Raw genomic sequence first — 13825 nt, 5'->3', positions numbered from 1 at the left:
TCTTAACCACACTGGAGGAAGACGATAACAAATGGTTTTATATATTGATTCTGTAAAAATCCCTAACCTACAGCAAACCCACCATCTTTAATCCTTCATAAATTCCGTTCTCGCTGACATGCTTGGTGACATATGGAGCCACGGCCTTAACCTCATCCTCCGCATTGCCCATCGCGATGCCATGACCGACAAATTGCAGCATCTCTACATCATTGAGGCCATCGCCAAAAGCATAAATATCTTCCTTCTTCACCCCGAGATGCTTCATCATTTGGGCAATGCCGTTAGCCTTCGAGCCGTTGCCGGGCAGAACATCCATACAGAGCGGATGCCAGCGGATAAATTTGAAGCCGGGGTAGGCTTCCACATACATGTCCTGACTCTCCTTCGGGCAAAAGATCATCGCCTGATAAATTTCATTCAGCAGAAAATACTCTGCATCATGCGTCGGAAAGGCCAGCTTCAGTGATCCTAAGCTTGTCTGAATATACTCATGCTCCGCAACGTTCACCTTCATGTCAATGGCATCAATATAGGCTACCGGCTGATCCTGCTTATCGGCGAACAGTGTAAGCTCCTTCAAGGCAGCCGTATCCAGCGGATTGCGGTAAATCACTTCCCCCTCAAAAACAACATATTGCCCGTTAAGCGAAACATACGAATCGATCCCCAGCTCTTCCCGCAGATCCTCAAACATGTAGGAGGCTCTCCCTGTAGCGATGGCCACATGATGGCCCAGTCGCTGGAGCTCCGCGATAGCTTCCTTGGTGGAGGCAGGCACCTGTTTATCCTCATCATAAATCGTACCGTCAATATCAAAAAAAATCGTTTTTGTAGTCATAGCTCTCCATTCTTCTTGCATTCTCTATGAATCTATCCTGCTCAGATTGTAGTTGCTTACAGTAAGCTATGCAAGTTTTCAACAATAATCGCAGCTTTTTTCACGGCACAGAAGCCTTCTGAACAAGATTACCCGCCAAAAAAGCAAGCAGCGTTCCGCCTCCACAAAGGAAGCGGAACGCTGCTTGCTTCATCACTTACTCCAGGTGCTCAAACCGCATTCTGGGCCCGCTGCTGATCCTCCATCAGCCACTGCACCAGCAAATACTCCGGAACGGTGCCTTTTCTGGCCTCCGCGTATACGCGGACCCGTTCCAGCAAACGCCCCGCCGTGTCGGCATTCACCTCAAGTCCTCTCTGTTCCAGCACATGGATTACCCCATTGCTCCCGGAATGTTTGCCCAGCACGAAACGGTGCGTCCGCCCCACCTCCGCAGGATCAAAGGTCTGATACGTGCTTTTCTCCTTCATCAGCCCGTCCACATGGATTCCCGACTCATGCGTAAATGCCAGCTGCCCCACAATCGGCTTCGCATCGCCGACACTGCGCCCGGAGGCGGCAATAACCTTATCCGCCAAACCCTTGAGCAGATCCATCCGCACACCGCTCTCCCCGCCGTACAAATGCCGCCAGGCCATGGCAACTTCCTCCATGGCCGCGTTGCCCGTGCGTTCGCCAATGCCGGCTACGGTGGTGCTGGCCCAAACCGCACCTGCGGCAATGCCGCTAAGTGTGTTGGCGCATGCCAGCCCGAAGTCATTATGGCAGTGCACTTCCAGCTCCACATCCGCGGGAACCGCCCCCAGCAGCGTGCTTACCCGCTCCGCCATCTGCCCGGGATGATGGGCAGATACGGTATCCGCATAACGGAACCAGCGGATTCCTTCTTTATACAGGCTGTTCACCAATTCAACCAGGAATTCCATATTCGCTCTGGAGGAGTCCTCCATCCCTACCGACACCGTCATTCCCAGCCTGAGTCCATGCTCCGCCGCACGAAGCAGCTTGTTCAGCCCCTCTGCCGGCGTCAGCCCAAGCTTGCCCTGAAGCTGAATCTCCGAGACCGGAATGGACACATGGCTCCAGTTCACTCCGGTACTGCGCGCTTTGTCGATATCGCCAAGGACCGAGCGGTTCCAGGTCATAAGCTTCATGGGAAGCCCCAGTTCGGCGATTGCCGCAATATCCTCCTGCTCCCGCTTGCCCATGGCAGGAATACCCACCTCTGCTTGCTCTACTCCGCACTCCGACAGCAACTTTGCGATTTCCAGCTTTTCCGCCCTCGTGAATGAAACTCCAGCCGCCTGTTCACCATCCCTAAGTGTCGTGTCACATAGCTTGAGACTTTTCACGGTTTACCTCCTTCTCCGCAGCAGGCGCAATTCGGATTACGGGTAAGCCCAACGCTGTAACAGGCGAAGTCGAGTGAGCTGAAGCGATGCATTACGCCCGCATAAGTTGTCCCTACCCTTGTAATCCATTTTACGGCTTCCAGTGCTGCCAAACAACCCGCAATTCCGGACGTAGCTCCCAAAACTGGAAACCCGAACGGTTCCCACTGCGGCTGCAGATCTGGATATAGGCATTCCAGGCAGGGCGTTTCCCCGGGAACGACAGTGGTAAGCGAAATCTCAAAGCCGTACATCGCAGCTTCCACCATAGGCGTCCCGGTATCCACACAAATGCGGTTCAACGCATATCTCTCCGGAAAATCATAGCGGGCGTCAATTACAATATCGGCGCTCTCTACCCAGGGTCTGGCAATCTCATATTCAATTTTGGAATTATGCCCTTCGATCTCCACATGCGGATTCAGCCGCTTCAGCTGCGCTGCTGCCGTGCTTATCCGTTCCATGCCCAGGTGATCGCTGTCCATAAGAATCTGCCGGTTGAGATCCGGTGCAAGGATGATTCCCTCATGGGCTAAAATAAGCTTGCCGACGCCAGCCGCTGCCAAATACAGTGCGGCCGTTCCTCCAAGTCCGCCGATTCCGGCCACCATAACCGTAGCTTCCTTCAGCGCCTGCTGTCCGCTTTCTCCAAGCAGCTTCAGCTGCCGGGCATACCGTTCCAGCTCCAAACCTCCGGCAAGCTGCTCCATCCCTGTCTCCCCCTGTGACTGATATTCATTTACTGGCTAGCCCTCCAGGCTTAGCAAACCGTGCAGGGCGGTAATTTCCTTATATTTATGCAAAAAATCCAGCCCTTCCTCCACACACTCCACCCCGTAACGGATCAGCTTCTCTTCCGCCGTGAACGGAAAGGGGAAACCGGCCCGCAGGCTTTTGAGAACGAGGATCACCCGGCCGGTGTACAGCAGTCCGCGCCCGAAGCCTTCTCCATTAATCTCGGCGGTGCTCTGTACGATAACGCCGCTTTTTTCTTCCATCACGCCGGCGACGGCCTGAAAGACAAGCGGCACCTGATGCCGCACTTCCGGAGATACGGCACAGTTAAATTCCGACTTGCTTTTGTCCTCGGCGGAAGCCAGAAACTGCTTGGCGATCTTTGCCTGCGGCGTAAACGAAGCGTATTTTCCAAAGAAGTCTTCCGTACCCAGCAGATAGCATAAACGCCGGACAAAAGCATCCGCCGTATCCGGATCCGGCGGCTTGTGGCTGGAGCGGCTGCGGCGTTGTACTGCCGCGCCTTCTTGAGCCGCTTCTCCTGACAGACTAATGTTCGTCTTAGCCATGGGTTCCATCTACTCCCTCCCCTTCGCCTTCTTCTTCCGCCCGCAGCACCTTAGCCAGCCACATGGGCGGTTTGCCCTGAAGCATTTCCACCAGCCGTTTCACCTGCTCATCAATCGGACTGCCAAAGGGTACCTTCACCGGCATAATCTTGCGGCGGGTGACCCTCGCCGCTGCGGAGGCCCCGATCTGCATAATGAAGATCAGGGTACAATCACCTATCGCCTCCAGGCGGCTGTCGATCCTGCCCGCTTCATCTTCATTGAGCAGGGCTGGGAGCTTGCGCAGCTCCAAGAGCTCTCCGCCATTTTTGGCCACATTGTAAACAGCGAACATTGGACTTTGCCCGAAATGGGCATTTACACGGTTTCCGTCATCTGTGGCGAACGCTACCTTCACGGCGCTCAGCCTCCCTTCGCATCAACAAATTCCCAGCTTTATTACTCCATTCCATAGCACCCCTATAGCCGACCGAAACGGACATATACGCCCCAAGCTCACTCCAGACCGGAAAACCCGCCGCCAGAAATGCAGCTTCAATACGTTCTGCTCCTGCGATCCCATGCGAATTACTGATCCATAAATCCGCGTCTTTTCCGAGCACCTCGGCATCATCCAGATCACCTACCCACACCTCCCGCTCCATACCTGCAACAATCGGAGTTTCATAGGATGCAATCAGCGCCTTTTGTTCCATGCCCAGTTCCTCAAGCCAGCTTGAGACGGAATACAGATGATCCGGCTCCAGCGCGGCCACCACCGACATTCCGGCAAATTGGAAATGTGCATCCAGCATGCTGTCAAGCAGGTTCTCCCGCTGCCAGCAATAACGGAGCGGCACCGGCTCGCCGCTGATCTGATGCAGGAAATGCAGCAGATCATCTGTTGCCTTGAGCCCCATGGCTCCATTAAATACCTTGTAGGGTGTGCCCAGTGCATTGTGCAGCCTCCTGGCCGGACGTTCCATGCTGGCTCCGACGGCAATCGTCAGGCCGGACTGCAGGCTCTGCAGCATGGAATCCAGCGGTACACCGCCTCGGGTCAGCGGGGAAAATCCGGTTAGGAGATGGCCGGACAGCGAGGTGGATATATCCGGTACAGCAATAACATCAAATCCGAAGGATGAGATCATTTCCTTCAGCTCCATCACATCTGCAGGTGTCAGAAAGGAACCCGGAAGCAGCGTAATCTGGCGGGTATTTACATTCCTCGAACCCCGGTGTCCAACCTGCTGGATCATCTCGTCGATCATTGCCTCCACTGTAGTGCTGAACCCTGACTCCAATGAGCCCCGAAAGTCGGGCAGTACAACGGAGAACGCCAGCCCGCCGCGCATATTGCGTTCCCGCTTATACGTCTTGAGCAGGCTTTGATAGTCCACTCCGGCCACATCGGTCAATTCTGTTCCCACAATGCCGATAATATCGGGCCGGTGCTTGCTCAGCACAAGATTGAGCGCCTCCTCCAAATTGCGGTTAGCATCGAAAATAACATCCATTTCCTGCAGCGCCGAGGTCTGTACGGCGATCGGCTCGCGGAAATGCCGGGTAAGCAGTGCTTTGGGAAAAGCGGAACAGCCTTGGGAGCCGTGGATTAGCGGCATGGCGCGGTAGCAGCCTTGAAGGGCCAGAACAGCCCCCAGCGATTGGCCAATCTTGATCGGATTGACCGAGGCGGGCTTTTTTCTCCGGTTAACGGTCATAGGGCGGAGCCTCCTTATCCCATGGAGCAGGACTAGATGCCAGCTTCCAGATTGGATTCGCCAGGGAATACGTCAGCTCCTTGGCCAGCCGCAGCAGCCCCTCATACCCGGCGTAAGCCTTGTGCCTCTCCTGGTTGATATCAATAAAAGGAATTTGCTCTTTCATCGCCACATACATATTGCGCCCGCCGGCGATCATGATATCAGCTTTACGTTCCCGTACAGTTTTGAGAATCCGGCTCGCACCGCCTTCCGGAATATATTCGGTGTCATCCCCTACCCTGTCGGCAATACGCCGCACATCATCCTCTGTGCTTTTGTTCGTGCCGACTCCAACCACCTGAACACCCAGTTCTTTAAGTGCGGAAATCACGGACCAGCTTTTAACGCCGCCGGTGTACAGCACCGCCTTTTTCCCTTTCAGCAGCTTGCGGTACGGACGCAAATCCATGGCCAGCCGACTTTCTTCACGCTCGGTCAACCGGTCAACACGGCGCTCCATTTCACGGTCATTCATCAGATACGCCATTTGGCGCAGGGAATACGTCGTTTCCTTGGCCCCGTAGAAAGAGCCCTCAAAATAAGGGATGCCATATCTCGACTCCATCTCTTTGGCAAGACCGAGCAGCGCGCGGCTGCAGACCACCATATTCACCTTGGCACGGTGCGCCCAGGTAATCTCCTTATATCTGGCATCTCCTGTAATACGCGAGGTTACGGCGATTCCGGCACTGTTCATCAGCTTCTCGATATCCCACATTTCACCGGCAATATTATATTCACCGATCAAATTGACGCCGAGCGGAGTTCCCGGCTCCGGTTCACCTGTCCCGATCACATACTGCAGCAGAGCATCACCCGCCAGCCGGTTGCCCAGATTCTTGCTGCCGACAAAGCCCGGGCTGTTCACGGGAATAACAGGGATATGCAGACGTTCCCCTGCCTCCTTGCACACAGCATCCATATCTTCGCCAATCAGAGCCGTCACACAGGTTGAATATACAAATATTGCCGGAGGCGCAAAGCGCCCGGCAATATAGTCGATACTTTCCTTCAGTTTCTTTTCCCCGCCAAAAATAATATCGGAATCGTTAAGATCCGTAGCAAAGCCATACTGGGACAGAGAAGGCCCGCTGGACAACGCCCCTCTGCTCTCCCAGCTGTTCCCGGCACAGGCAATCGGACCATGGACAAGATGCGCGGCATCCATAATCGGCAGCAATGTGATTTGGGCTCCGTCGAAGGAGCAGCCTCCGGCCGCTTCACCCGGTTTGGGCCGCGGACAAGGCTTGGATTTGGGGGAGAGGCTCCCGCAAGCCTCGGAATCAAATTCGTCTTTTCGCACAGGGTCCATCGGCTCTTCATCTCCTTCGTTAAAGGTGGATGCTTACTACAGGCAATCCTGCATCTATGAAACAGGAGAGCGAATATCCGGGGAAAACGAGAACGCCGGGAACTTAACTATTTTATAATTCATAGAAATTCATGTGTTTTCTCTTACCGTACCAGATCAAAGTTGAACCCGGAATGGTTGCGGTCAAGCTCATCCAGAACAGTATTAACGATCAGACTGAGCAAATTCAGTGCACCTTGGTATCCAAGAACCGGATAACGGTGCATGTGATGACGGTCAAAGATCGGGAACCCCACCCGGATCAGCGGCACATTCGCATCCTTGGCTGCGAACTTCAGATGCGAGCTGCCGATCGCCAGATCCACCGGATCGTTCAGCAGCAGTGAACGCATATGCCACAGGTCTTTGCCGATATAAACGGCGGCTTCCGAGCCGTACGGACTGGAGGCCAGCAGCGCCTCGGCTTCCTCCTTGAATTTCACATCATTGAAGTCCACATCCCCATTCGAGCAGACGATATGCACAGGCTCCATACCGGTTTCCAGACAGAACCCGATGAGTCCGATGAGCAGGTCGGGATCACCGACCAGTGCCACCCGCTTGCCGTGAATGTAAGGGTGGCTGTCCATAAGGGCATCTACTACCCGGCCGCGTTCTTCAGTAAGCGATGCAGGAACTGGAAGACCCGTCAGCTCACTGATGGTATCCAGCAGCTTGTCGGTTCCTGTAATGCCGAGCGGTGTGGACATCGCAGCGATCAGCTGCTTCCAGGTTCCGCCGATATAATCCTGTGTCTTTTTGAGCGTGTATTTCTGCAGCGACAGCGTAGCGAGCGCGTTAGCGGCCAGAGGCACATCATCAAGCTTCGTTCCACCGTAATAATATTCGTATTCTCCCGTAGCCGGAGAGTCATAGTTGCCGCTGTGATCGCCAAGGAAAGTATATTTGGTATCAAAGGCATTCAGAATTTTACGGATTTCCGCAAAGTTTCCGGTGTATGGCTCAAAGCCAAGCATAACATTCAGCTTCTCCCCCGTTTCTTCGCCGCTTCCCGGAGCAGCCTGAATGCCTGAACGGTCATACAGATAGCTGAGGATTCCTTTCAGCATCGAATCATACCCGGTGATGTGTGATCCGACAAAGCTTGGCGTGTTGCAGAAAGCAACCGGGAAGTCTTCTGAAATCACACCCTTTTGACGGGCGTTGCCGATGAAGGAGGACAGGTCGTCGCCGATAACCTCGGCCATACAGGTCGTACAAAGCGCAACCATCTCCGGTTTGTAGAGGGCAATACTGTTCTCCAGCCCGTCAATCAGATTGCTCATGCCGCCAAATACAGCCGCGTCCTCGGTCATGGAAGAAGAAACAGCAGGGGTAGGCTCTTTGAAATGACGGCTTAGATGGCTGCGGAAATAAGAATTGCAACCCTGCGAACCGTGCACGAAGGGCAAGGTCTTCTCGAAACCGAGCGCGGCCATGATCGAGCCAAGCGGCTGGCAGGCTTTATGCGGATTGATGACAACCGCTTTACGGTTAAAGTTCTTCTCCAAATACTCCGCAGATTGAGAGTAAGCGAGTGCTTCAGCCGTTTCCTGCTCGCTGCAGGGCGCTTCGAACTGCCTTTTATTCTCCCGCTGCTGCACGAAGCGGTCTTCCGAGAACAACGAGTTATAATCCGGAATCTCCAGTCTGTCTTTGCTCATATGCTCGCCCCCTCTGCCTGGACTTTTTCCTTCTTGCTAATCAGATTCCACACCGGGCTGTTCACGGTCATATCCATGTCTTTGGCAAAAATCTTGAAGCCGTCGAAGCCATGATACGGACCGCTGTAATCCCAGGAGTGCATTTGGCGGAACGGAACCCCCATCTTGTGGTATACATATTTCTCCTTAACCCCCGAGCCCACAAGGTCAACATTCATTTTCTGTGCGAGCTCTTCCAGTTCATACGCCGTTGGATCATCCATGATGATCGTGCCTTCCTTCATCATCGGAAAGGTCTTCTCGTAATCATCTTTATGGGCAAATTCATAGCCGGAAGCCACGATGTCCATGCCGAGATCCTCATAAGCGCCGATCGTATGGCGGGACCGCAAACCGCCGATCATCAGGAGCACTTTTTTATTTTCCAGCCGCGGTCTGAATTTATGAATAATGGCATCCATTTCCGGTTTATGCTTTGCGATCATCTTCTCGCAATTCTCCTGGATCGTCTCGTCAAACAAAGCGGCGATGGCGCGCAGGCTCTCATACGTTTTGGAAGGGCCAAAGAAGTTGTATTCCATCCAAGGAATACCGTAGGCCTTCTCCATATGCTCAACCATGTAGTTCATGGAGCGGTGGCAGTGAATCAGGTTCAGCTTCGCCTTATGGGCAATTTCCAGCTCATTCAAGGTACCGTCGCCGGACCACTGGGCAATGACGCGAAGACCCATTTCTTCCAGCAGGATACGGGAAGCCCAGGCATCACCGCCGATATTATAATCGCCGATAATATTGACATCATAAGGGCCGGTTTCAGCCAGTTCAGCTTTGCCGAGCACGAAGTCACGGATTGCATCGTTGGCAATATGATGGCCCAGGGACTGGCTCACACCCCGGAACCCTTCGCAGCGCACCGGAACGATCGGCATCTCCAGCTCTTTGGCCATTTTTTTGGATACTGCTTCAATATCATCGCCGATCAGACCGACCGGACACTCAGATTGAACAGAAATCCCTTTGGCGAGCGGGAACATCTCGGTAATCTCACGCATAATCACTTCAAGCTTCTTATCTCCGCCGAAGACGATGTCTGTCTCCTGGAAATCGCTTGTAATCTGCATGGCGGTAAAATTGTCGATCCCAAGCGTCCCGTTGGCATAGTTGCGGCGGGTCCCCCAGCTGTATTGGCCGCATCCGATAGGGCCATGGCTGATATGAACCATATCCTTGATCGGTCCCCATACCACACCTTTAGACCCTGCATAGGAGCATCCGCGCGGCGTCATGACGCCGGGACGGGATTTAATATTGGACTTCAGCGCACATGTGCCGCAGGTTTTTGCTTCTTCCGTATTGATCTGAAAATGCTTTTCACGGTCTTTCTTCGCTTTTTTGGGGTAGGCTTCCAGCACTTCTTCAACCAGTTTTTTATTCGCCTCGATATCCAGTCCCATTTGCTGACCCTCCTTTTCGTGGTGCAGGAAGCCTAAGCCGCCTGCGTGGCTTCTCGTGCCACAATGAGCGATTCCGGTGAATCAGCCGTCTCTCCACTCCCGTTCACCGGATTTCGCGTAAACTCCCGCCTGCCGCTTATTGTCCGGAAGCCTGGAGCTTCTGGATGGCTGCTTCCTCGTCTTCGATGATGCCGAATTCCATCAGCAGTTCCTCCAGCTCTTCCATCGTAATTGGGGTCGGAATCGTCAGCATTTTATTGTTCAGAATCTTCTCCGCCAGGATTTCATATTCCTTGGCTTGAGCATGCTCCGGATTATATTGGGCAACGGTCATTCTGCGCAGCTCAGCATGCTGAACCACATTGTCGCGCGGCACAAAGTGAATCATTTGTGTATTCAGGCGGCGGGCAAGCTCCATAATTAGCTCGTCTTCACGGTCCGTGTTGCGGCTGTTGCAGATCAGACCGCCCAGTCTTACACCGCCGCTGGTGGCATATTTCAAGATACCGCGTGCGATGTTGTTGGCAGCGTACATCGCCATCATCTCCCCGGAACAGACGATGTAAATCTCCTGCGCCTTGTTCTCGCGGATCGGCATTGCGAAGCCGCCGCATACAACGTCGCCCAGTACGTCATAGGATACGAAATCCAGATCGGAATAGGCGCCTTCCTGCTCCAGGAAGTTGATTGCCGTGATGATCCCGCGCCCCGCGCAGCCTACGCCCGGTTCAGGTCCGCCGCATTCTACGTTAATGATGTCGCCGAAGCCGGTTTGCAGTACATCATCCAGTTCCAGATCCTCTACGGAGCCAAGCTCAGCCGCCAGATGAAGCACGGTTTGTTGAGCTTTGGTATTCAGTATGAGGCGGGTGGAGTCAGCTTTGGGGTCGCAGCCTACGATCATAATTCTTTGTCCGAATTTTGTAGCCAGCTGAGCGAGGGTGTTTTGTGAAGTTGTCGATTTACCGATACCGCCTTTACCATAGAAAGCGATTTGTCTCATTTTTCATCATCCCTTCGAAATGTTTATATTTTCAAAATAAGAGCTGTACTTGACGCTTTCGAGAATAGCTTCCTGTATTCCACCTTTGCGGACGAGAGGCAATACTCCGGCTTTGTTCAGGCTGACACGGGGGCCTTCGCCGATACCAGAGCAGAGAAGAATGCGGCAGTCACTAAGAATGGAGATGATTTCCTGCAGCGTGGCGGCTTTATCGCCGTTGCAATCTGCTTTGCCATGGCAGTACGCCTGGATCTTACGGACACCGAGCAGCTGTACCTCCGCTCCGTCGGTATCGTACACCAGGAATTCGGTCGCATGCCCAAAATGCTGATTGACCTTGTCTCCGCCTCTAGTAGCTACGGCGACTCTAATCTTGGGAGCATTCTCCTGCATGTGTCTTGCTCGCCTCACTTTGACGCGCTCGCGGATTTTGGCATCCAGATCATGTTGGAACTGCGCCCTGGCTGCTTCATTGATTGCCGGATCGTCCTCCATCGCCTCCAGCGGGAAATCCTGGTTGCGGTCCTGGCCCAGCAGTCCAATGGCATCGGCCCGGCATTGCCGGCAGTGGCGCATAACCTTCATGCCGTCACGTCCAAGCAGCTCCTGCAGATTGTGCAATTCCTTGGGACGGGGTGCTTTGCGTCCGTCCGCTTCATACTGGCTGCCCGGCGCGATAATCAGCGGAGTTACATTATGCAGTGTGGCCCCGAGCTCTTTTACTCTTTTGGACACTGCAGGCAGATGATGATCATTGACCCCCGGAATCATAATGGAGTTGACCTTAACCAGAATTCCGAGCTTCGCCAGCATTTCAAGACCTTGAAGCTGGCGGCTGATCAGCAGCTCCGCCGCTTCTCTCCCTTCGTACCGCACTCCCTCATCGAATACCCAAGGATAGATTTCGCGGCCGATATCCGGATCAATGGCGTTGATGGTGATCGTGACATGGCGGATACCCAGCTCGATAATCTCATCCACATGCCGGTAAAGTGTAAGTCCGTTCGTGCTAAGACATAAGGACACATCCGGCACATGTCTTTTGACCCGGGCAAACGTATCGAAGGTCTGCTCCGGATTCGCCAGCGGATCTCCAGGTCCGGCTACACCAACCACCGAGAGCTGCATAAGCTGCGCTGCAACCCCTTTTACCTTGCGTTCCGCCTGCTCCGGCGTCAGCACCTCACTGACCACGCCCGGCCTGCTCTCATTCACACAGTCGAACTTACGGTTGCAGTAATTGCACTGGATGTTGCAGGCGGGAGCAACCGGGATGTGCATTCTGGCATAAAACCGGTGGGCTTCCTCGCTGTAGCAAGGGTGGCGGCTAATCTCCTCCTCTGCTTCATTTGGTATACACGACGACGGCTGCATTATTTCCCACCTCCTGAAAGTTTTACGGAGCATCTGCTACCTGAAACCTCTGCGCAGTAAAACTCGCTTCGGAAGCATATGCTTTGTTTTACGGAGCTTAACATCCTGAATTCTTTACACTTAGAAGACTTTAAGCATGATTGGAATTAGTATGTTATATTTCATAACTCCAAACTCACTCAACCGCTTTGATTAATCTCATAATATTTTCAAACCTCCACACCGTCAATTATGTTTAAGCTAAAATAGCCTTATTTTTCCTTATGTTTGCAGTTTCGTCATAACACATGTAAACTTACATAACATTTATGTATCATGTTTCCGTTTCCATCACGGTCATTTTTCATTGAGAATTAATTTCAGGAAGCATTGACATTAGTCTTCCGGTCATATATGATACTTTTAGATCAATCCTGCAACCAATAAAATTTAATATATCCCGTAAAGGGGAGTAGCTGTTAAATAAAGTCGTCAATACGAGAATATGAGGATATTCTCCGGCTTTATTGGCAATGAACTATTGTTAGCGAGACCTTTACCAATCAGGTTACCTTTATTCCAAAGGCTAATCTGTTTGGTAAAGGTCTTTTTTATATAAATTTGGTTAGACTATTGGTATTGCAGGGTTATTTTTAATATGTTCATCCAAATGAGGGGGAAACAGCAATGGATTGGGGATTATTATTGGAGTATGGCTGGGTATTGCTCGTTCTTGTAGCACTGGAAGGACTACTCGCCGCAGACAACGCACTTGTCCTGGCAATTATGGTAAAACACCTTCCCGATGAGGAACGTAAAAAAGCCCTCTTTTATGGATTGGCAGGGGCGTTTGTCTTCCGGTTTGGTTCACTTTTTGTCATCTCGTATCTCGTCGATATCTGGCAGGTACAAGCCATCGGCGCACTCTACTTATTGTTTATCGCGGGGAATCATATTTTCCGAAAAGTGTTGTTCAAGAAGCCGGTCACTGACGAAGCTGCTGAGAGCGGCTCATCGGCTGCTGTCGACAAGAAGAAAAGCGGCTTTTGGTTTACAGTATTAAAGGTTGAAGTTGCTGACATCGCTTTTGCCGTCGATTCCATCCTCGCAGCGGTTGCCCTTGCGGTAGCACTTCCACCGAGCGGACTGGGCCACATCGGCGGCCTTGACGGCGGACAGTTCCTCGTCATCTTCGCTGGCGGATTTATCGGACTGATCATTATGCGTTTCGCGGCATCCTACTTTGTTAAATTGCTGCATTCCCGTCCGGGCCTTGAAGTTGCTGCCTTCTTCATCGTCGGCTGGGTAGGGGTTAAGCTTGCAGTAATTACCCTGGCTCACCCGTCGCTGGGTGTTCTGTCCGAAGACTTCGCCCACAGCACCTGGTGGAAAGCGACCTTCTATGTAGTGCTGGTTCTCATTGCCGTTATAGGATGGTTCATGAGCAGCCACAAAGTGGAAGAGAACGTTGGAGAAAATCCGGTTAAAGAAGTGGATAAACAACTGGGTAAATAAGCTTTAAAATACAGCCACAAACAATAACCCGAAAGATACACCTTCTGAAAAGGTGTTCATCTTTCGGGTTATTGTCATTTATCCACGTTTTTGCTATTAATCAATAAAACCGAGCTGGATGGAGATCTCGTGTAGAGAATACAACTATTCCACGGATTCCAGCAAGATTCGGCGTCAAAAATATGCGGAGAGTCATTGCCTGGCTGT

12 protein-coding genes are annotated in these 13825 nt (G+C 52.5%); 1 reads left to right on the top strand and 11 read right to left on the bottom strand.

Translation table 11 applies throughout. From position 1 onward, the window contains the following. Positions 1 to 67 precede the first annotated feature (67 nt). The 11 genes from ACAN56_RS23435 to nifB all read right to left on the bottom strand — a co-directional run bounded on the left by ACAN56_RS23435 (position 68) and on the right by nifB (position 12124). Positions 68 to 841 (bottom strand): Cof-type HAD-IIB family hydrolase, encoded by a 774-nt coding sequence (locus ACAN56_RS23435; protein WP_038595919.1) that lies wholly within the window; start codon positions 839 to 841, stop codon positions 68 to 70. A 209-nt stretch (positions 842 to 1050) separates the two neighbouring features. Further along, a complete protein-coding gene (locus tag ACAN56_RS23430) occupies positions 1051 to 2193 on the bottom strand; it encodes a homocitrate synthase/isopropylmalate synthase family protein (protein ID WP_038595922.1) in 1143 nt (380 codons plus the stop codon). Then, on the bottom strand, positions 2190 to 2942 hold the full coding sequence (locus ACAN56_RS23425; RefSeq protein ID WP_038595924.1) for a HesA/MoeB/ThiF family protein: 753 nt from the start codon (positions 2940 to 2942) through the stop codon (positions 2190 to 2192). The genes ACAN56_RS23430 and ACAN56_RS23425 overlap by 4 nt, the downstream gene beginning before the upstream one ends. A 36-nt stretch (positions 2943 to 2978) precedes the next feature. Further along, positions 2979 to 3545 carry a DUF269 domain-containing protein gene (locus ACAN56_RS23420; protein WP_038595928.1) on the bottom strand — a complete coding sequence of 189 codons (567 nt, stop codon included), beginning with the start codon at positions 3543 to 3545 and terminating at the stop codon, positions 2979 to 2981. Then, positions 3529 to 3933 carry a nitrogen fixation protein NifX gene (nifX, locus tag ACAN56_RS23415; RefSeq protein ID WP_038595931.1) on the bottom strand — a complete coding sequence of 135 codons (405 nt, stop codon included), beginning with the start codon at positions 3931 to 3933 and terminating at the stop codon, positions 3529 to 3531. The genes ACAN56_RS23420 and nifX overlap by 17 nt, the downstream gene beginning before the upstream one ends. Further along, positions 3908 to 5236: a nitrogenase iron-molybdenum cofactor biosynthesis protein NifN gene (gene nifN, locus ACAN56_RS23410; RefSeq protein WP_379145936.1), complete on the bottom strand. Its 1329-nt coding sequence runs from the start codon at positions 5234 to 5236 to the stop codon at positions 3908 to 3910. The genes nifX and nifN overlap by 26 nt, the downstream gene beginning before the upstream one ends. Then, positions 5226 to 6590, bottom strand: coding sequence for a nitrogenase iron-molybdenum cofactor biosynthesis protein NifE (nifE, locus tag ACAN56_RS23405; protein ID WP_052092279.1), 1365 nt, complete (start codon positions 6588 to 6590; stop codon positions 5226 to 5228). The genes nifN and nifE overlap by 11 nt, the downstream gene beginning before the upstream one ends. 143 nt (positions 6591 to 6733) lie before the next feature. Further along, positions 6734 to 8293 (bottom strand): nitrogenase molybdenum-iron protein subunit beta, encoded by a 1560-nt coding sequence (gene nifK / locus ACAN56_RS23400; RefSeq protein WP_038595936.1) that lies wholly within the window; start codon positions 8291 to 8293, stop codon positions 6734 to 6736. Further along, on the bottom strand, positions 8290 to 9747 hold the full coding sequence (gene nifD, locus ACAN56_RS23395; RefSeq protein ID WP_038595939.1) for a nitrogenase molybdenum-iron protein alpha chain: 1458 nt from the start codon (positions 9745 to 9747) through the stop codon (positions 8290 to 8292). Before nifD ends, nifK begins: the two co-directional genes overlap by 4 nt. A gap of 136 nt (positions 9748 to 9883) precedes the next feature. Continuing rightward, the gene (gene nifH, locus ACAN56_RS23390) at positions 9884 to 10750 is read right to left on the bottom strand and encodes a nitrogenase iron protein (RefSeq protein ID WP_038595941.1); all 867 of its coding nucleotides are present in this window, start codon (positions 10748 to 10750) and stop codon (positions 9884 to 9886) included. A 6-nt stretch (positions 10751 to 10756) separates the two neighbouring features. Next, positions 10757 to 12124, bottom strand: a complete 1368-nt coding sequence (gene nifB, locus ACAN56_RS23385; RefSeq protein WP_379145935.1) for a nitrogenase cofactor biosynthesis protein NifB — start codon at positions 12122 to 12124, stop codon at positions 10757 to 10759. Between the two features lie 666 nt (positions 12125 to 12790). Here nifB and ACAN56_RS23380 point away from each other — a divergent pair. Continuing rightward, positions 12791 to 13618, top strand: a complete 828-nt coding sequence (locus ACAN56_RS23380; RefSeq protein ID WP_038595945.1) for a TerC family protein — start codon at positions 12791 to 12793, stop codon at positions 13616 to 13618. Positions 13619 to 13825: the final 207 nt, after the last annotated feature.

The sequence above is a fragment of the Paenibacillus paludis genome (assembly GCF_042610515.1).
Lineage (GTDB): Bacteria > Bacillota > Bacilli > Paenibacillales > Paenibacillaceae > Paenibacillus_AQ.
This window is presented reverse-complemented; position numbering and strand designations above follow the sequence as displayed.

What these genes read in the sequence shown, in the direction of transcription:
- ACAN56_RS23435 (WP_038595919.1), bottom strand. Translation starts at nt 841, where the DNA reads ATGACTACAAAAACGATTTTTTTTGATATTGACGGTACGATTTATGAT.
- ACAN56_RS23425 (WP_038595924.1), bottom strand. Translation starts at nt 2,942, where the DNA reads ATGGAGCAGCTTGCCGGAGGTTTGGAGCTGGAACGGTATGCCCGGCAG.
- ACAN56_RS23420 (WP_038595928.1), bottom strand. Translation starts at nt 3,545, where the DNA reads ATGGAACCCATGGCTAAGACGAACATTAGTCTGTCAGGAGAAGCGGCT.
- nifN (WP_379145936.1), bottom strand. Translation starts at nt 5,236, where the DNA reads ATGACCGTTAACCGGAGAAAAAAGCCCGCCTCGGTCAATCCGATCAAG.
- nifE (WP_052092279.1), bottom strand. Translation starts at nt 6,590, where the DNA reads ATGGACCCTGTGCGAAAAGACGAATTTGATTCCGAGGCTTGCGGGAGC.
- nifK (WP_038595936.1), bottom strand. Translation starts at nt 8,293, where the DNA reads ATGAGCAAAGACAGACTGGAGATTCCGGATTATAACTCGTTGTTCTCG.
- nifD (WP_038595939.1), bottom strand. Translation starts at nt 9,747, where the DNA reads ATGGGACTGGATATCGAGGCGAATAAAAAACTGGTTGAAGAAGTGCTG.
- nifH (WP_038595941.1), bottom strand. Translation starts at nt 10,750, where the DNA reads ATGAGACAAATCGCTTTCTATGGTAAAGGCGGTATCGGTAAATCGACA.
- nifB (WP_379145935.1), bottom strand. Translation starts at nt 12,124, where the DNA reads ATGCAGCCGTCGTCGTGTATACCAAATGAAGCAGAGGAGGAGATTAGC.
- ACAN56_RS23380 (WP_038595945.1), top strand. Translation starts at nt 12,791, where the DNA reads ATGGATTGGGGATTATTATTGGAGTATGGCTGGGTATTGCTCGTTCTT.